Origin of the sequence: Comamonas sp. GCA5, from assembly GCF_036541385.1 — a bacterium.
In the GTDB taxonomy this organism is placed as follows: domain Bacteria; phylum Pseudomonadota; class Gammaproteobacteria; order Burkholderiales; family Burkholderiaceae_C; genus Comamonas; species Comamonas aquatica.
On record NZ_JAZHFR010000079.1, the window covers coordinates 1 to 16,974 of the forward strand.

The 16,974-nt window shown below is 59.5% G+C and carries 16 protein-coding genes and 2 pseudogenes; 11 read left to right on the forward strand and 7 right to left on the reverse strand.

The features are described from left to right. Positions 1 to 435 (reverse strand): transposase (locus SJH88_RS15360; protein ID WP_274754995.1); only part of this gene is annotated, 435 nt, incomplete at its 3' end. A 37-nt stretch (positions 436 to 472) separates the two neighbouring features. On the opposite strand from SJH88_RS15360, the gene SJH88_RS15365 reads away from it, so the two are divergent. Beyond that, positions 473 to 937 carry a hypothetical protein gene (locus SJH88_RS15365; RefSeq protein ID WP_274754996.1) on the forward strand — a complete coding sequence of 155 codons (465 nt, stop codon included), beginning with the start codon at positions 473 to 475 and terminating at the stop codon, positions 935 to 937. Between the two features lie 82 nt (positions 938 to 1,019). Further along, a pseudogene (locus tag SJH88_RS15370) lies at positions 1,020 to 1,958 on the forward strand (recombination directionality factor); the annotation flags it as partial. Between the two features lie 193 nt (positions 1,959 to 2,151). Here SJH88_RS15370 and SJH88_RS15375 read toward each other — a convergent pair. Further along, positions 2,152 to 4,542: a heavy metal translocating P-type ATPase gene (locus SJH88_RS15375; protein ID WP_274754997.1), complete on the reverse strand. Its 2,391-nt coding sequence runs from the start codon at positions 4,540 to 4,542 to the stop codon at positions 2,152 to 2,154. Here SJH88_RS15375 and SJH88_RS15380 point away from each other — a divergent pair. Then, positions 4,541 to 4,678, forward strand: a complete 138-nt coding sequence (locus SJH88_RS15380; protein WP_175502826.1) for a hypothetical protein — start codon at positions 4,541 to 4,543, stop codon at positions 4,676 to 4,678. The two genes, SJH88_RS15375 and SJH88_RS15380, sit on opposite strands and share 2 nt — an antisense overlap. 92 nt (positions 4,679 to 4,770) lie before the next feature. After that, positions 4,771 to 5,268, forward strand: a complete 498-nt coding sequence (cadR, locus tag SJH88_RS15385; protein WP_024815618.1) for a Cd(II)/Pb(II)-responsive transcriptional regulator — start codon at positions 4,771 to 4,773, stop codon at positions 5,266 to 5,268. 151 nt (positions 5,269 to 5,419) lie between these two features. On the opposite strand, the gene SJH88_RS15390 is transcribed toward cadR, so the two are convergent. Continuing rightward, positions 5,420 to 5,893, reverse strand: a complete 474-nt coding sequence (locus SJH88_RS15390) for a CzcE family metal-binding protein (protein ID WP_274754998.1) — start codon at positions 5,891 to 5,893, stop codon at positions 5,420 to 5,422. Between the two features lie 197 nt (positions 5,894 to 6,090). Between SJH88_RS15390 and SJH88_RS15395 the strand changes: the two are divergent. After that, positions 6,091 to 6,599: pseudogene (locus SJH88_RS15395) on the forward strand (DUF3363 domain-containing protein); the annotation flags it as partial. A gap of 68 nt (positions 6,600 to 6,667) precedes the next feature. Here SJH88_RS15395 and SJH88_RS15400 read toward each other — a convergent pair. From SJH88_RS15400 to SJH88_RS15410, 3 genes are all read right to left on the reverse strand, one after another. Continuing rightward, positions 6,668 to 7,015, reverse strand: coding sequence for a DUF4148 domain-containing protein (locus tag SJH88_RS15400; RefSeq protein ID WP_274755004.1), 348 nt, complete (start codon positions 7,013 to 7,015; stop codon positions 6,668 to 6,670). Positions 7,016 to 7,316: 301 nt separating this feature from the next. Further along, positions 7,317 to 8,654, reverse strand: coding sequence for a heavy metal sensor histidine kinase (locus SJH88_RS15405; protein WP_274754999.1), 1,338 nt, complete (start codon positions 8,652 to 8,654; stop codon positions 7,317 to 7,319). Then, positions 8,651 to 9,337 carry a heavy metal response regulator transcription factor gene (locus SJH88_RS15410; RefSeq protein WP_274755000.1) on the reverse strand — a complete coding sequence of 229 codons (687 nt, stop codon included), beginning with the start codon at positions 9,335 to 9,337 and terminating at the stop codon, positions 8,651 to 8,653. The genes SJH88_RS15405 and SJH88_RS15410 overlap by 4 nt, the downstream gene beginning before the upstream one ends. Positions 9,338 to 9,494: 157 nt before the next feature. Here SJH88_RS15410 and SJH88_RS15415 point away from each other — a divergent pair, with 157 nt between their 5' ends. The 6 genes from SJH88_RS15415 to SJH88_RS15440 all read left to right on the forward strand — a co-directional run bounded on the left by SJH88_RS15415 (position 9,495) and on the right by SJH88_RS15440 (position 16,876). After that, the gene (locus tag SJH88_RS15415) at positions 9,495 to 9,833 is read left to right on the forward strand and encodes a DUF4148 domain-containing protein (protein ID WP_274755001.1); all 339 of its coding nucleotides are present in this window, start codon (positions 9,495 to 9,497) and stop codon (positions 9,831 to 9,833) included. Between the two features lie 80 nt (positions 9,834 to 9,913). Continuing rightward, a complete protein-coding gene (gene czcI, locus SJH88_RS15420) occupies positions 9,914 to 10,273 on the forward strand; it encodes a cation efflux protein, CzcI family (protein WP_043387447.1) in 360 nt (119 codons plus the stop codon). Between the two features lie 158 nt (positions 10,274 to 10,431). Further along, positions 10,432 to 11,787, forward strand: a complete 1,356-nt coding sequence (locus tag SJH88_RS15425) for a TolC family protein (protein ID WP_045267215.1) — start codon at positions 10,432 to 10,434, stop codon at positions 11,785 to 11,787. 2 nt (positions 11,788 to 11,789) lie between these two features. After that, entirely contained in the window at positions 11,790 to 13,400 is a 1,611-nt protein-coding gene (locus tag SJH88_RS15430; protein ID WP_274755002.1) for an efflux RND transporter periplasmic adaptor subunit, read from the forward strand. 15 nt (positions 13,401 to 13,415) lie between these two features. Beyond that, positions 13,416 to 16,604: a CusA/CzcA family heavy metal efflux RND transporter gene (locus SJH88_RS15435; RefSeq protein ID WP_043387450.1), complete on the forward strand. Its 3,189-nt coding sequence runs from the start codon at positions 13,416 to 13,418 to the stop codon at positions 16,602 to 16,604. Positions 16,605 to 16,669: 65 nt separating this feature from the next. Next, a complete protein-coding gene (locus SJH88_RS15440; protein ID WP_274755003.1) occupies positions 16,670 to 16,876 on the forward strand; it encodes a hypothetical protein in 207 nt (68 codons plus the stop codon). Positions 16,877 to 16,883: 7 nt separating this feature from the next. Here the strand turns inward: SJH88_RS15440 and SJH88_RS15445 are convergent. Next, positions 16,884 to 16,974: IS3 family transposase (locus SJH88_RS15445; protein ID WP_274755005.1), on the reverse strand; the 91-nt coding region annotated here is incomplete at its 5' end.

Consider the following 16,974-nt stretch of genomic DNA (forward strand, 5'->3'; position numbering starts at 1 on the left):
AATCAGACTGGGCGAAACTTCGGTGCCGTACATCTCTTCGAGGTGGGCCTGTATCTCGCGCACCGTCATGCCACGGGCGTACAGCGAGATGATTTTGTCGTCAAAGCCGGCCCAGCGGGTCCGGTGCTTGGGGATGAGCTGAGGCTCGAAGCTGCCGTGCCGGTCGCGAGGTACCTCGATGGGCAATTCACCGAAATCGCCCTTGAGGGTCTTCCTGCTCTTGCCGTTGCGGGTGTTGCCAACGGGGTTGGACACTGCTTCGTTGCGTTCGTGGCCCAAGTGTTCGGTCAATTCGGCGTCCAGGACTCGCTCGACCAGTAGCTTGGTCAACTGTTTGAGCAGGCCGTTCTCGCCGATGAGGTCTTCGGGCCTCTTGTAGTTGGCCATCAGGCCAGACAGCAGTTCTTCGGGTACGTCGTGTTTCTTGGTGTTCATAGTGTTTACGGACAGGCCGGCTTGCGCCGGCTGTTGATTGGCCGTTTACACAAAATTCTGCACACCCTCGGCCTTAATTGCCCGCCTGATTGAGATGGAGCATGCCTTCTGGCATCTGGTGGAAAGCAACACACCTCCAGCCGGAGATGGCTCTGACAGTGCAGAAAAAGCATTGCGTTGCCTCTATCCGAACAGCGTAGGTGAAGACGTGGATATGAGTGAGGACCCACAACTCAATGCCACGTTTGAAGCTCTGTTGCTGGCCCGTGAGCAGCTCGATGCCGCACAGAAGAAGGAAGCACGCCTGCGCCAGGCCATTCAGATCCACATGGGCGAAGCAGGCAAAGCCACGTTTGCCTGTGGTGGCAGTGTCACCTGGCGCCGCAGCAAGGATGGACAAGCGTTCGATACAGCGCAGTTCGTCAAAGACCATCCCGAGCTGTCCAAAGCCTACCTCACCACACGGCCTGGATCTCGGCGGTTTTGCGTGTATCCAGCTTGAGCTGACCATCCTTCCCACATCCATCCCCCTCTCGCTCCCTGTGGCCCATGCCACCGGGAGCTTTCTTTTTTTGGAGCAAAACATGATCAAAGGTTTGATGATTACCCCGCCCGTCATTGGCCGAATTTCTATTGGCAAAGTCGTGGAAAAGAATGGCAAGCGCCTGCCAGAGAAAGACGATGAATTCACCATCACCACCCAAGTCCAGCAGCGCGGACAATGGGTGCTACACCCGTTGGATGAGGCTTTGCGCCAAAGCCAACCAGATGCCTTCACCGTTGGCGGCATAAAGGAAGGCGCTGAGCCTTCCGACAGTCAAAGTGAAAGTATTCCCGCACGCAGTGCCAAGCGCACGCTCAAAGACAAGATGGGGGTTGCAGGTCAAGCGCCTGCAGAAACTAGCTCTCCACGACGGAAGCTGCGCAGCATTCCCGTGCGCGTCTTGTTCAATGACCCTGATCTAAACCTGCGAGCCAACTACTGCATGTTTGACCGCAGCACAGCGCGTCCTGTCTGCGTGGGTGACGGGGAGAGCAGCAAGCGCGTCACGGATCAAGGGCTGGAGACGATGGAATGTCCCGGTCCTGATAGCTGTCGTTTTGGGCTGGGTAACTGCAAGCCTTATGGGCGGCTGAACGTCAGCATCGGTGACAGCGATGAATTGGGCAGCTTTGTGTTTCGTACCACGGGCTTCAACAGCATTCGTACGCTCGTTGCACGCCTGCGCTACTTTGCTGCAGTCTCAGGCGGCCACCTGGCCGCCATGCCTCTAGAAATGCGGCTGCGGGGCAAATCCACCACACAGTCGCACCGTGCGGCCATCTACTACGCCGACCTGGTGGTGCGCACCGGCCTGAGCTTGAACGAGGCCATCGGCCAAGCCAAGGCGCTGGCTGCACAGCGCCAGTCTGCAGGATTTGCGCAGAGCGCTTTGGATGAGGCTGCACGTCTGGGCTATGCTAACGGCAGCTTTGAAGATGCGCCGGAGGAAGCGGCGGACATTGTGGAGGAGCTTTATCCGGAGGATACCGAGCCGCCAACACACCATCCCTAACGCCATTTTTTGCGCTTACAAGCCACCTGGCATGCAGTCCTTAGTGCAGCAAGACATCGAAGACCTCACCGCACTGCAGGTCACCAAGACGCCCACCTTCTTTGTCAATGGCCGACCGGAAACTGAGCCGGTGGCTCAGTTCTACTTCGGCGCGGACACACTAGTGGGAATGGGCATGCTCCTTGGGTTCTGAGCGGTTGAGCTTGGAGGCTGGATCCAGTGTCCCGCGAAGCAGCCTAAGCCCGTTGCCCACTACCAGTAAGCTCGCACCCATGTCCGCGAAAACCGCCATCCACATGGTCGCCGTGCCAACGACCGCCATCACCAGGAACACGCTCTTGATGCCCAGAGCCAAGGTGATGTTCTGCCAGAGCACGGCATGCGTGCGCTTGGATAGCCGCACAGTCTCGGCGACGCGCTGCAGGTTGTCGTTCATGATGACCACGTCGGCCGCTTCCATGGCGGTGTCGGTACCAGCGCCGCCCATGGCAAAACCGATATCAGCCTGGGCCAATGCCGGTGCATCGTTAATGCCGTCCCCGGTCATGCCGGTGGCGCCGTAGCGCTTTTGCATCTCCTTGATGGCGTCGAGCTTGGCTTCGGGCAGCAGGTCGCCGCGGGCGTCATCGATCCCCGCCTGCGCCGCGATTGCCTTGGCCGTGGCTGTGTTGTCGCCGGTCAGCATCACCGAGGTCACTCCCAGCGCCTTGAGATCGACGATGGCTTGCTTTGATGTCTCCCGAATGGTGTCTGCAACAGCAAACAAGGCCAGGACGCACGAATCGTCAGCCAGGAGGGTGACCGTGCGGCCTTGCTTTTCATGGATGGCGAGTTCCGCCTCCAGTTCAGGGGTGCACAGTCCCCGTTCATGGATCAGTCGGTGATTGCCCAGCACGAGGCGTACTCCATTGACCACGCCTTCGACACCGCGCCCCGGCAAGGCCTTGAAGTTTTCGGCCTCCGGGCCTGGTACTTCCAGACCCTGGATGATCGCCTTGGACACCGGGTGATCGGATCTGCCAGCCAGGCTGGCGGCCATCTGTTGGGCTGCAGCTTCATCGCCAGCGCCCCAGACGTGCCACTGCACCAGCTTGGGTTTACCTTCGGTGATGGTGCCCGTCTTGTCCAGCGCCACCGCCTTCAGGAGCCGCGCGTCTTCCAAGTAGGTTCCGCCCTTGATCAGGATGCCTCGGCGAGCGCCGGCCGCCAGTCCGCTTACCACCGTCACAGGCGTGGAAATGACCAAGGCACATGGGCAGGCAATCACCAGCAGGACAAGGGCCTTGTAGAGCGCTTCCAGCCAGGTCAGTCCCATCAGGAACGGTGTGAGAACTGCCACCGCCACCGCAATGGCGAAGACCGCAGGCGTGTAGATCGCGGCGAACCGATCGACAAAGCGCTGTGTCGGTGCGCGCGTGCCTTGTGCCTGCTCAACGGCTTGAATGATTCTGGCCAAGGTGGTATTGCTCGACAAGGCCGTAACCTCGAACTCCAGTTCACCGGTCTCGTTGATCGTGCCGGCGAACACCTGGTCTCCAGGTGCCTTGTCCACGGGGATGCTCTCGCCAGTCACAGGGGCCTGGTTGATGGCGCCGTTGCCCTTGGTCACCATACCATCCAGCGGCACGCGTTCGCCAGGCTTGATGCGCACGGTCGCTCCAATGGCCACCGAGGCCACCGGTGTAGCGGTCCATGCTCCGTTGGTGCCCAGTACCAAAGCCTCTTCGGGCGCCAGTTCCAGCAAGCCCTTGATAGCGTTTCGGGCCCGGTCCACTGCCTTGGCTTCGATGAGCTCCGCAATCGCGTACAGAGCCATCACCATCGCGGCTTCTGGCCACTGACCAATGAGGAATGCGCCGGTGACGGCCACCGACATCAGCGCATTGATGTTCAGCCTGCCGCGCAGCAGCGCCGCAATGCCTTTTTTGTAGGTGTCGATGCCGGCCAGCCAGATAGCCAGAGCGGCAATCGCCATGCCGGCCACTTTCCAAGCCATCTGGTCTGGCGCGAAGAACGCGAGAACCTCAGCCCCCGTGGCGAACACGAGTGCGGCAACCAAACGTGAGATGCCGCCTGCAAAACCATGTCCATGGTCGTCGCCTTCGGCGGATCCAACCACGTGTCCCCCCTTGGCTTCGCCCGCGTCTGCCACTGGCTGCGGATCGAAGCCCGCTTTGCGGATCGCCTCCAGGGCCAAGGGATACGCACTTTCTTGCGCATCGATCTTCAGCGTGCGCGCACCAAGCTGAAATCCCAAAGAGCGGATACCTTCCAGTGGCTCCAGCGCCCGACGGATTTCCGCCTCCTCTGCGCTGCAGTCCATGGTCGCGATTTTGAAAAGCTTGCCCTGGCTGATTTGGGGGGCTGATGCCGTGGCCACGGGCTGGGGATCGAATCCCGCTTTGCGGATCGCCTCCAGGGCCAAGGGATACGCACTTTCTTGCGCATCGATCTTCAGCGTGCGCGCACCAAGCTGAAATCCCAAAGAGCGGATACCTTCCAGTGGCTCCAGCGCCCGGCGGATTTCCGCCTCCTCGGCGCTGCAGTCCATGGTCGCGATTTTGAAAAGCCTGGCCTGGCCAGAAACGCTGGCGGTCACATTGCCAGGCGTGGCAGGACTTGAACGACCTGCGGAACAGCAGGAGTCAACGCTTGTGGAGGTGCTGGTTTCTGGTTTCATGGCCTAATTGGAAACCCTATAGTGACTTTAAAGTCAAGTGGTAGCACAGAAATGCATCGTGCGGCGTTCTACAGCAAGCTCATTTTTGAAAGCGGAGCAATGAAAATTGGCGAACTGGCCAAGGCCACCGGCACGCAGACAGAAACCATCCGCTACTACGAGCGGGTGCAACTGCTGCCGACAGCAAAGCGCACGGAAAGCAACTACAGGGTGTACGACGGTAGCCACGTCGAGCGTCTGGCCTTCATCCGGCACTGTCGCAGCCTGGACATGACACTCGATGAGATCCGCGTGCTGCTGCATTTCAAAGACGCGCCCGGTGAGAACTGCGGCGCGGTGGACGCGCTGCTGCAGGCACATATCGGGCACGTGGTTGACCGTATTCGAGAACTTCAGGCGCTGGAAGCAGAGTTGCGCAGTTTGCAGCGGCAGTGTTCATCTGGTCATTTGGCCGGGGACTGCGGCATCTTGGGCGGTCTGGTAATTGCCGCGCGTCAACACAACCACATCCCACCAGCCCCACCCATCGAGTCGCATCTGCCTGGAGTGCATCGCGAAATCGGTACCGGTACCAAACAGCGCGGCGTCAAGCACTGACTTACCAACCCTACCTTGACGCGCGCCGGCCGCCCGAGGGTGATGCACAGTCCGATTTTTTCGTGCCGCTGCTGTACGACGTGGCGACCAAAGATATCCAATGATGCCCCTCCCTGCTTGACAGCAACCCTCAGGCGCGGCGCGTGACCCCTTAGTGCCGGTTCAGCGGGTTTTGCGCGACATACACGTTGAGCGACTTGCCCGTGAATCCGGCTGGCGCGATCTTTGCCAGGTCCACGGGCCGGCGATCGAGCCCGTTGAACGTCCACGAGAACTCCTTGCCTTCGCTGCGGAACGTGACCGTATCACCGTAGGCAACGTTCAGGTGCCGGGCGGTTGAGACATCCACGACGCGGGCTTTGTCGGCCTGCTGAGCGGGTTGACCGTAAAACGATTGACCGTTGGCAAACGTGTCAGCTGCCATGGCAGACGCAGAGGCCATGCCGAAAATAATGGCCACCTGGATGAGACGAGTCGAACGCATGTAGAGCTCCTTCTTGATGATGACCGCGCCGCCGATGCCGGCGCAGTGACGCCTTGGGGCGACATGAAGGACTCTAGCGATCCGTAACCAACAGATCGCGATCATCTGGATGACAAATTTGTCATCTGTAGCAGCGCGCAAGGTGCGTGTTTGTGCAGACCCAATGAGCTGAACTTCGCGGGCAGCTGGCTGCCTCATCGTCGGGCTATACGCATGTCTCGGTCACTGTAAAACCTGTGAACTTGACTCTGCACCCGCTACAGGGTTTTCAATAGCATCGGATCACAAGAAGGAAGAGGCGCAGGGAACGCGCGCACCGACTCAAGGCTTTGTCGATCGACGTGGCCGTGGAGATGACGCACCTGCCCATTGAGCGGCAGGCGCGCGTGATTGGGGCCGCCTGGCTGGACCAGCAGTTGATCGGCGGCGGTAAAGAGTTGAGCTAACTAGGGTTTGGCAGCGCGGCCAAGGAGGTACTACAGAAACGCGCCGACTTCCTGGCCGACCAGGGCCTGACCGAGCGGCGCGGCCAGCGCATCATCCTGACGCGCAATCGTCTGGCGACGCTGCGCAACCGCGAGCTGTCGCATGCCGCGAAGACATTGCCGCTGAAACCGGGCTGGAGCATCGGCCTCTCCCCGATAGGGAGCGCGTAGCGGGCATCTACCGGCGAAGCGTGATGCTCGCCAGCGGGCGCTACGCCATGCTCAATGACGGCCTGGGATTTAGCCTGGTACCGTGGAAGCCGGTAATCGAGCAGCCGTTGGGAAAGCAGGTTGCCGCGACGGTGCGCGGCAGTGGGGTGGCATGGGAAATTGGGCGGCGGCCTGGGCTTTCCCGAGGTTAGTCAGGCCGACGCCAGAGATCTCAAAGGCTGGCTTCAGCATAATCCGCTGGAACCGCAACTGGGGGCGATCAACCCGGATAGTAGAGACGCTGACGCGCGTCGCGTTCGGCAGGTGACTCGTTCAGCATTTCGTTGATCACTTCCTGACGAGTTTTCCCTGGGCCCACAGCAGGCACAGGCATTGGGTAGTTGCTCTCGCCATAAGACAGGAGTCCTTGCTGCATGGCAGCCTTGGTTTCCGCGATAACCTGCTCTCGCGTCTTATCGCTCTTCCAGTGTTCCGGGTGAACGATGATGCCCTGTTCATTGTTGGCAGGATGCTCGTACGCTGCCGAAGCCATCCCTGGAAGACCCAGAGTGACCACTGCTGCCACTGCTGCGATCATGGAAGAAAGGGAGAGGCGACGTTGAGTCATGGCTAAGGTCCTTATAGAAGTCAGTAAATTTTGCATCTCCCATGCCTTTGCCAGGCGATGATGAGATGTTTTCATCGTAGAAACCCTGACCCAACAGAACGCGGACAGCACGATGACTTTTCTGTCATCTTTTGCTGTTTTTGACCTTATCGCGGTGACAAGGTCAGACCATGAAGACATGGGAAAATATCCTGCATGGGAGTAAGTGCGATGGAGTCGCTTCGGTCAATTGCAGAAAATCCAACCCGAAAACACGAACGCATCATGGATGCGTAAGTAGGATCACCGGCAACAGAGCCCCTTACAGAGCGCGGATTTTCATCCCGACAATCGTCACCCCGTTTTCTGACCATGCAACCGGCTCACCCTGGTGCATGCGAGCGATCGCGCCAACGATGGCCAAGCCGAGGCCATGGTTGCTTTGCCCATGGCTGCGAGCAGGATCGCCGCGGAAGAATCGATCAAACAGGTGCGGAAGTATTTCTGGATCGATGGTATCTCCGCAGTTAGTGACGCTGAGCAACACGCGGCCTCCATCAGAGGGCTTGAAGGTGACTTGGACGATCGAACCATTTTTTGCGTATCGGGTGGCGTTGCCCAGCAGGTTGGACAGTGCTCGGCGCAACAGCGGCACGTCAAAGGCGCCATGGGCATCGCCCACCACCTTGGCGGTGAGGTCGGCCTCGGCCAGCGCCGCCTCGTGGTAGTCCAACACGTCTGCAGCCATCGATGCAAGGCTCGCAACGGGAACGCGACGCGCGCCTACACCCCGATCAGCTTGCGATAGGAACAGCATATCGTTGACGATGCCGGTCAGGCGATGCAGTTCCTCCAGATTTGAGGCGAGGACCTCCCGCATATCCGCCTGTTCAGGGCGCCTTAGCGCCAGCTCATTGTTGGCAATGAGCGTGGCCAGTGGCGTGCACAACTCGTGAGCTACGTCGGCATTGAAGCCCTCCATCTGTGAGTAGGCCTTTTCGATGCGTTCCAGGAGCGCATTGAACTGGTCGATTAGGGGCACGAGTTCAAGGGGTTGTTCTGCGCCGTCGAGCCGGTGGTGCAGGTTGTCCGCCGACAACGCACGCGTCTGGCTGACCAGTCTTCGAACGGGCGCCAGGCCCAGGTTGACCAGGGAGAAGCCACCCAGCGAAACCACGATGGCCCCTCCGATGGCTGCCACCAGCAAGGTAAGTGCAAGCCGGTGCAGCAGCTGGTTGTCCGTTTGGATGTCCAACGATAACCGGACGCGCAAAACCTTGGAGGGGGGCTGGCCCGCAGTCTGTGCAACCTCGAACTGCCGTTGACGCCACACCGTCTTCGCATTCTGGTTGCGGGTGTGTGCGTAGAGCACGGCCCCGTCGCCCCGAGTCACTTCAAGCGACAGATCTCCGTGCCCCACCAGGAAATCGTCGAGCTTGTGCGCGAGGTCTTCTGACTTCCCGTGCTCTTTACCGTCCGCCAACAGGTGTCGAATGACATTCTCTTTTTGGGCCAGCGTGTCCTCTTGCCGATCACGGAAATTGAACTCGGTCACCAGATACACAGCCAGACAGACCAACCCGAGGCCGGCAAAGCTTTGCAGCGCCAGCCACCACGACAGCCGCTGGCGCAGTGAGCGATATTGGATCAGTGCATTCATTCCTTGCGCTCTTCCATGATGTAACCCATACCCCGAACGGTGTGAAGCAGTGCCTTCTCGAAGGGCGCGTCGATCTTGTTGCGCAAGCGCCGGATGGCGACCTCCACCACGTTGGTGTTGCTGTCGAAATTCATGTCCCACACCTGCTCGGCAATCTCGGTGCGCGACAGTACCTCGCCGTTTCTTCGCAGGAACAGCGTCAGAAGCTGGAACTCCTTGGCGGTCAGCTCCAACTTCTGACCGCTGCGGAACGCCTTGCGCCGCACCAAGTCCACGTCGAGATCGGCAAGGCGCAGTTGCGTGGGCTCTGCCGCATCCCGTGTGCCATGCGTGCGCCTCAGGAGCACCTGGATGCGTGCGTTCAGTTCGGAAAACGCGAAGGGCTTAACCAGATAGTCGTCAGCACCTGTCTGCAGTCCCAGCACCCGGTCCTCGACGCTGACCCGCGCTGTCAGCATCAAGACAGGTGTCTGCCTGGATTTGCGAAAAGCGGTGAGGAGGCTGAAACCGTCGATCCCTGGGAGCATCGCGTCCAGCACCAGCAGGTCGTACCCGCCTTCGAGGGCCATGTGTAGCCCATCCACGCCGTTGTGGGCCATGTCTACCACGTAGCCGACCTCTCCTAGTCCCTTGCGCAGGTACTCGGCAAGCTTGACTTCGTCTTCAATGAGCAAAATTTTCATGACGCCATTTTCGAAGCATGCGGGGTATTCAAATATTACGAATTTGTCATCTGGCTGTTGGTGTCTTGTCGCGGTTCGCTTTCTAAAGTTCATCTCGTGTCGCAAGGCATCGCCTAGGCAAATCGCCAAGGGCTTACCTGAACCCAGAGAAAAAACCATGATTGTTCGCAAACCCCTCGCGCTTTCCCTGATCGCCCTTGCCATCGGGGCTCCAGGTTTGGCGTCTGCATCCTCGCTGTATCACCCCGCAGATGGCGAAGTGGGATTTACCACCCATCCCGACCATTTCCAGAGCGCGATCTCCCGTGCCGACGCTCTTCAGGCGGTGACCGTCGCCCGTAAGGACGGCACACTGGCGATCATCGCGCGCGGTGGTGCTCTGCCTGTCAAGGCAATGAGCCCCTCCAAGACCCGTGAGCAGGTGCAACAGGAATACCTGAGCATGTCTGCCGCTGAAAAACAGCGTATTCAGGAACTGTACGGCACGGGCGGCTGACTCTTGAGCCGATAGCCTCTATCCAGCTTCTACCCGTGCCCCATATCCGGGATTTCATTGCCGCGTGCTAGACTCAAAAAATGTACCGCTTGATAGCTGTTTTTATGCTTGCATTGCTACCGTTCCAGTTCAGCTGGTCTGCGGTTGCTACCTATTGCATGCATGAACGCGTTACGACTCAGACACAACACGTGGGGCATCATGAGCACAAGCATGAGGCCAAAAGCGTGGTCGACCACGCAGATAAGAACGGGCAAAACGCCAACCAGTTGGATGCCGATTGCTCGGTTTGCCATGGCGTCGGCGTCGGCGCCCTCGACTTGTCCTATGCCAAGCAAGGCGTCACTCACGACAGTAGTGTGGGTGCCCAGCCCAACGAGCGGTTGGCTTGTGTAACGCCCACTCCCCCTGACCGCCCTCAGTGGTCCGTCCTCGCCTAATCGGCGGGGCATCTCTCCTTCCTTCAGTCATTCGTGTCCGCCCCCACAGGCGGATGTAGTTGCGCGTGTCGCGGCTGTGATGAGTGACGAGTTGCCAGGCAGCTGCACGGTTGCCACCCCGCCGATTCCTTCGTGTTTTCAAACCACTGGAGAATCGGATGTTCAAGGGTATTTACCTTCAAGAAAAGCCGCACGCATGGCGCGGCCGCAAGAAAATCAGGCTCGCAGCTAGTGCGGCGGCCATATTGCTGGCCGCTTCCAGCAGCGCCTTTTCGCAGGGTGTGTCGCAACGCCCTATCGGCGGCGAGGAAGCACCTCTGACTGCCGCAACAGCACCAACTACGCCACTGTCTTTGGCCAGGGCAATTGAATTGGCTTTGGCGGGAAATCCTGAGGTAGCAGCGGCGACGCGCCAGCTGGAGGCAACCGAGGGGCAAGTTCTGCAAGGGCGCGCACGCCCCAATCCAGAGCTCGCCTACTCGCTGGAAGACGCACGCTCCAAAACGCGCACGCAAAGTTGGCAGCTCAACCTCCCCGTGGAATTGGGGGGCAAGCGTGCCGCGCGCACCAAGGCAGCGGAAAAATCCCGCGAGCAGGCGCAAGCCCAGCTCACGGAGCTGAAGGCAACCGTGCGAGCCAACGTGGCTGCCGCCTATTTCGATGTGCTGACGGCGCAAGAGCGCTTGGTGCTCGCCCGGGACAGCGTCGCGCTGGCTAAGTCTTCCACCGATACCGTCGCCAAGCGGGTGGCCGCCGGCAAGGTGTCTCCCGTCGAAGAGTCCAAGGCCAGGGTTGCGGAGGCCGGTGTTCGTGTTGAGCTCGCCCAGGCTGCGAGTGAAGAACGCAACGCCCTGTCCCGTCTATTTGCGCTATTGGGAAAGATCGACGTGCCTTTCACGGTCCTAGAGGGAAAGGCTGGAAACCTCCCCCCTGTACCGAACCTCGCCGATCTTCAGCCTCTCATTTCTTCTTCGCCAGCCGTTGTCCTGGCGAGAATCGAGGTGGATCGGCGTAAGGCATTGACCGACCTGGAACAAAGCAAGCGGGTGCCTGATGTCACCGTCAGTGTTGGCATGCAGCGCAGCAACGAGACGCAGCGAAACGTTCTTCTTTTCGGTGTCTCTGTGCCTCTCCCCGTCTTCGACCGCAACCAGGGCAACCTCCTCGAAGCACTAAAGCTTGAGGACAAAGCGCGTGACGAGTTGCAGGGGGCCACCGTGCGCCTGCATAGCGAAGTGGCGCAGGCCCGGGAGCGACTTGCGACGATCGCTGCAGAGATCCAATCTCTGCAGCAGGACGTGCTTCCGGGGGCAAAGTCAGCTTATGACGCGGCCACCATTGGCTTTGAGAACGGCAAGTTCAATTTCCTGGAGGTGCTCGATGCGCAGCGCACCTACTTCACCGCCAAGTCCCAGTATCTCAAAGCACTTGGCGAGGCTCATCGCGCAGCGGCCGATGTTGATCGCCTGCTCGGCGGCCCCCACGATTCCCGCTTAACCGCACCGCAGAACTGAGAATGACTATGAACACCAGCAAATCCACCATCAGCAAAAAGCACGTGATCGCTATTGCCGTCGTCCTCGCATTGGGGGGCGGGGTGGGAACCTACATCTTGCAGGGCGGCGGCAAGCCCAAAGCCGCGGCCGTAGAGGGAGATGGCCATGGCCACGGCGGCCACACCGAGGCCAAGGGGCACGGTGATGGTGAGCACCATGGCAAGGGCGGGGAAAATGGCCACGACGATGACAAGGGCCATGCGGACGGCGAACACCACGAAAAGAGCGAAGCAAAGGGCGCCCATGGCGGCACCGTCTTCAAAGAAGGGGATTTCAGCTTGGAGGCACTGCTTTCAGAGGACGGCGGCGAGCCTCGGCTGCGCATCTGGCTGTTCGACAAAAACAAAGCTCTGCCCCTGAATGCGGCAACGGTCACAGCAACGGTGACCCGCCCGACTGACGAAAAGCAGAAGCTGACTTTCGCCCAGGAGAAAGACGGCTTGGTCAGCCGCGAGATCGTGGCGGAACCCCACGCGTTCGAGATCGAGATCATTGCGCAGACAGCCACCGAACCCTTCATGTTTGTGATGAGCAAAGAAGAAGGGAAGATTGAACTGACCGACGCCCAGATCAAGGCCGCATCGATCAGCGTGGACACCGCGTCCGCCGCGAACATCAAGACGGCATTGCTGTTGCCCGGGGAGATCCGGCTGAACGAAGACCGCACCTCGCACGTGGTCCCCCGTCTTGCGGGAGTGGTGGAAAGTGTCAGCGCCAACCTTGGCCAGGTCGTCAAGAAGGGGCAGGTGCTGGCCGCCATTGCAAGTCCGACCGCCTCTGAGCAACGCAGCGAACTGCAGACCACTCAGAAGCGCCTGGCACTGGCCAAGACCACCTACGAGCGTGAGAAGAAGCTGTGGGAGCAAAAGGTATCGGCTGAACAGGACTACCTGCAGGCCAAGCAGGCATTGAGCGAAGCAGAGGTGGCTATGGCCAACGCCAATCAGAAACTGAGTGCGCTGGGTCTGTCCACCTCGTCAGTGTCCGGCTTGAATCGCATCGAACTGCGTGCCCCCTTTGACGGCATCGTCATCGAAAAGCACCTGAGTCTCGGCGAGGCCGTGAAGGAAGATGCAGCCGTGTTCACCATCTCGGACCTCAACCAAGTATGGGCGGAGATCAACGTCCCGGCAAAGGATCTGCCATCGGTGCGGGTGGGCGAAAAAGTCACCATCAAAGCGACGGCGTTTGACGCATCCGCCACTGGCACCGTCGCATTTGTGGGGGCACTGATCGGCGAGCAAACCCGCACAGCAAAAGCCCGCGTGGTTCTTGAAAATCCCAAGGGCGCCTGGCGTCCCGGCCTGTTCGTGAACGTCGAAGTTGTGTCCGAAGAAACGGCGGCGCCCGTGACGATCTCGGCTGACGCCGTGCAGAACGTTGGAGACAAGCCCGTTGTCTTCCTCAAGGTCAACGATGGCTTCATTACCCAGCCAGTGAAGCTGGGGCGCAGCGACGGCAAGCGGATCGAGGTCCTTCAAGGCCTCAAGGCCGGAATGCCCTACGCCTCATCGGGGAGCTTCGTCGTGAAATCCGAGCTCGGCAAGGGATCTGCCGAACACACGCACTAATCACGGAGCCCATACATGTTTGAAAAACTCATTCGATTTTCAATCGAACAACGATGGTTGGTGCTACTTGCGGCCCTTGCCATGGCTGCGCTCGGCGTTTTCAGCTATCAAAAGCTGCCCATCGACGCTGTCCCCGACATCACAAACGTACAGGTTCAGATCAACACGCAGGCACCGGGTTACTCGCCGCTGGAAACGGAGCAGCGGGTCACGTACCCCATCGAGACGGTCATGGCCGGCCTGCCGAACCTGGAACAAACCAGGTCGCTTTCACGGTATGGACTGTCGCAGGTAACCGTCATTTTCAAGGACGGCACCGACATCTATTTTGCTCGCCAGCTAGTCAACGAGCGTATCCAGGAGGCGCGGGACAAACTGCCCGTAGGCATCACACCGGCCCTGGGGCCAATATCCACCGGGCTGGGGGAAATCTATCTCTGGACAGTAGAAACAAAAGACGGCGCGAAGAAACCTGATGGGAGTCCCTACACCGCTACGGATCTGCGAGAGATCCAGGATTGGATCATCAAGCCGCAATTGCGAAACGTTCCGGGCGTGACGGAAATTAATTCCATTGGTGGCTTCGCCAAGGAGTATCAGATAGCGCCAATTCCCGAGCGCCTGGCTTCACTGGGCGTGACGCTGCAGGATGTGGTCACTGCTCTGGACCGCAATAACGGTAACGTGGGCGCGGGCTACATAGAAAAGCGCGGCGAACAGTACCTCATTCGAGCACCAGGGCAGGTGAAGTCCTTGGAAGACATCGGCAACGTGATCCTCAGCAGTGCCAACGGCGTGCCCGTGCGCATCCGGGACGTGGCTGAAGTGGGGATTGGTCGGGAGCTGCGAACTGGCGCCGCAACGGACAACGGGCGAGAAGTGGTTCTCGGTACCGTGTTCATGCTGATCGGCGAAAACAGCCGGACCGTCTCGCAGGCCGTGAGCAAGAAGATGGTCGAGGTCAACAAGAGCCTTCCTGAGGGAGTGCATGCGGTGACGGTCTACGACCGTACGGTGCTCGTCGACAAGGCCATCAGTACCGTGAAGAAGAACCTGCTGGAAGGTGCGGTTCTCGTGATCGTGATCCTGTTTCTGTTCCTGGGGAACATCCGCGCAGCGATCATCACGGCAATGGTCATTCCCTTGTCGATGCTCTTCACATTCACGGGCATGGTCCAGTACAAGGTAAGTGCCAACCTGATGAGCCTGGGAGCCCTGGACTTCGGCATCATCATTGATGGAGCGGTCGTGATCGTGGAGAACTGCGTGCGGCGTCTTGCCCATGCGCAGGCGCATCACGGTCGACCGCTGACGCGAGCGGAGCGCTTCCATGAAGTGTTCCTGGCATCCCAGGAGTCGCGCCGTCCCTTGCTGTTCGGACAGTTGATCATCATGGTGGTGTATCTGCCCATCTTCGCGCTCACGGGCGTTGAGGGAAAGATGTTTCACCCGATGGCATTCACTGTTGTCGCCGCCTTGGTGGGGGCAATGATCTTGTCGGTGACCTTCATTCCGGCAGCCGTGGCCCTCTTCATCGGCAATCGGGTCAGCGAGAAGGAGAACTTCCTGCTGGGCCATGCCAAGCGCCTCTACGCCCCGCTGCTCGACCGCGTCATGGCCGCCAAGGCGGTTGTACTGACCATTGCAGCAGTTGCCGTGATCTTGTGCGGGTTGATCGCCACGCGCATGGGCAGTGAATTTGTGCCCAACCTCAATGAAGGCGACTTCGCGATCCAGGCGCTGCGCATTCCGGGCACCAGCCTTTCCCAATCGGTTGCGATGCAGCAGCAGATCGAAAAGACCCTGAAAGCGAAGTTCCCCGAGATCGAACGCATCTTCGCCAGAACCGGCACGGCAGAAATTGCCTCGGATCCCATGCCGCCGAATATCTCGGACGGGTACATCATGCTCAAGCCGATGGACGAATGGCCTGAGCCGCGCAAGACCCGGGACGAACTGCTTGCTGCGATTCAGGAGGTTCTTGGGAAAATTCCCGGCAACAACTATGAGTTCTCTCAACCCATTCAGCTGCGCTTCAACGAGCTGATCTCGGGGGTGCGAAGTGACGTGGCGGTAAAAATCTTCGGCGACGACATGGATGTGCTGAACAAGTCCGCTGAAGAAGTGTCTGCAATGCTGCAGAAGATCCAGGGCTCATCCGAGGTGAAGGTCGAGCAAACGACGGGCCTTCCGATGCTGACGGTGAACATCGACCGTCAGAAGGCCGCGCGCTATGGACTGAACGTTGCTGACATCCAGGATACCGTGGCCACAGCCATCGGCGGGCGCGAGGCTGGCACGATGTTCGAGGGAGATCGTCGATTCGACATCCTTGTTCGTCTCCCCGAGGCCTTGCGCAACGACCTGGAAGGCATGAAACGGCTGCCCATACCGCTGCCACGTTCTGTGAGCGGGACGGAAGCCAGGACGAATTTCATCCCACTGGGTGAAGTCGCCACATTCGAACTTGCGCCCGGCCCCAACCAGGTCAGCCGCGAGAACGGCAAACGACGTATCGTGGTGAGCACCAACGTGCGGGGACGCGATGTGGGTTCCTTTGTAGCGGAGGCCGAGCAAGGCCTGGCGCAAATCAAGATCCCTACGGGCTACTGGACAAGCTGGGGCGGAACCTTCGAGAACCTGCAATCGGCCACGAAGCGCCTGCAGATCGTTGTGCCCGTATCCCTGCTGCTGGTCTTCGTGCTGCTGTTCGCGATGTTTGGGAACGCAAAGGATGGTCTGCTGGTCTTTACCGGCATCCCATTCGCTTTGACGGGTGGCATCCTCGCGCTTTGGCTTCGCGACATTCCAATGTCCATTTCGGCTGCGGTTGGCTTCATCGCGCTTTCCGGCGTGGCGGTGCTCAACGGACTGGTGATGATTTCCTATATCCGTACCTTGAGGGAAGAAGGCATGGGGCTGGATGCCGCGATCCGCGAGGGCGCCTTGACCCGCTTGCGGCCGGTACTCATGACGGCACTTGTTGCCTCGCTGGGCTTCATTCCCATGGCCATCGCTACCGGCACCGGGGCCGAAGTCCAGCGTCCTTTGGCGACGGTGGTGATTGGCGGAATTCTCTCTTCCACACTGCTCACGCTGCTCGTGTTGCCAATTCTCTACCGTCTGGCCCACAGGCCCGATGAGAAAGATGAGGACGTTTCGGCCGAGCCCTCGCACCCGCCGGACGTGACCGCTCCCGTGTAGTTGTGAAAGGTCCCGCGATCAGCGGGACCTTTCATCTCCTTAAACCTTGCTCCGAAGGAACATTAATGAAAATCTCTCAACTCATTCTCGCCCTGGCGGTATCGATCTCAAGCACGGCCATCGCGGCTGACAACCATGGTCACGATGCAAAGCCCATGCACGGAGGCGCTGTTGCCGAAGCAAAGGATGTCGAATACGAATTTGTCGCCACAGCGGACAAGTTGCAGCTTTACATGCGCGACCACGGCATGGGCTGCTGCCGGTCTCGTTGACACCGACCTAAGCTTCTTGAGCTTGCTCGAACTGTACGGGACTGAGATATCCGAGCGTCGAATGCCGACGCGTCGGGTTGTAGAAGCACTCGATGTAA

Bases quoted from the DNA above. Each gene is read 5' to 3' on its own strand.
- SJH88_RS15380 (WP_175502826.1), top strand. From the start codon at position 4,541: ATGGTCGCGATTTTGAAAAGCCTGGCCTGGCCAGAAACGCTGGCGGTC.
- SJH88_RS15375 (WP_274754997.1), bottom strand. From the start codon at position 4,542: ATGGACTGCAGCGCCGAGGAGGCGGAAATCCGCCGGGCGCTGGAGCCA.
- cadR (WP_024815618.1), top strand. From the start codon at position 4,771: ATGAAAATTGGCGAACTGGCCAAGGCCACCGGCACGCAGACAGAAACC.
- SJH88_RS15400 (WP_274755004.1), bottom strand. From the start codon at position 7,015: ATGACTCAACGTCGCCTCTCCCTTTCTTCCATGATCGCAGCAGTGGCA.
- SJH88_RS15405 (WP_274754999.1), bottom strand. From the start codon at position 8,654: ATGAATGCACTGATCCAATATCGCTCACTGCGCCAGCGGCTGTCGTGG.
- SJH88_RS15410 (WP_274755000.1), bottom strand. From the start codon at position 9,337: ATGAAAATTTTGCTCATTGAAGACGAAGTCAAGCTTGCCGAGTACCTG.
- SJH88_RS15415 (WP_274755001.1), top strand. From the start codon at position 9,495: ATGATTGTTCGCAAACCCCTCGCGCTTTCCCTGATCGCCCTTGCCATC.
- czcI (WP_043387447.1), top strand. From the start codon at position 9,914: ATGTACCGCTTGATAGCTGTTTTTATGCTTGCATTGCTACCGTTCCAG.
- SJH88_RS15425 (WP_045267215.1), top strand. From the start codon at position 10,432: ATGTTCAAGGGTATTTACCTTCAAGAAAAGCCGCACGCATGGCGCGGC.
- SJH88_RS15430 (WP_274755002.1), top strand. From the start codon at position 11,790: ATGACTATGAACACCAGCAAATCCACCATCAGCAAAAAGCACGTGATC.
- SJH88_RS15435 (WP_043387450.1), top strand. From the start codon at position 13,416: ATGTTTGAAAAACTCATTCGATTTTCAATCGAACAACGATGGTTGGTG.
- SJH88_RS15440 (WP_274755003.1), top strand. From the start codon at position 16,670: ATGAAAATCTCTCAACTCATTCTCGCCCTGGCGGTATCGATCTCAAGC.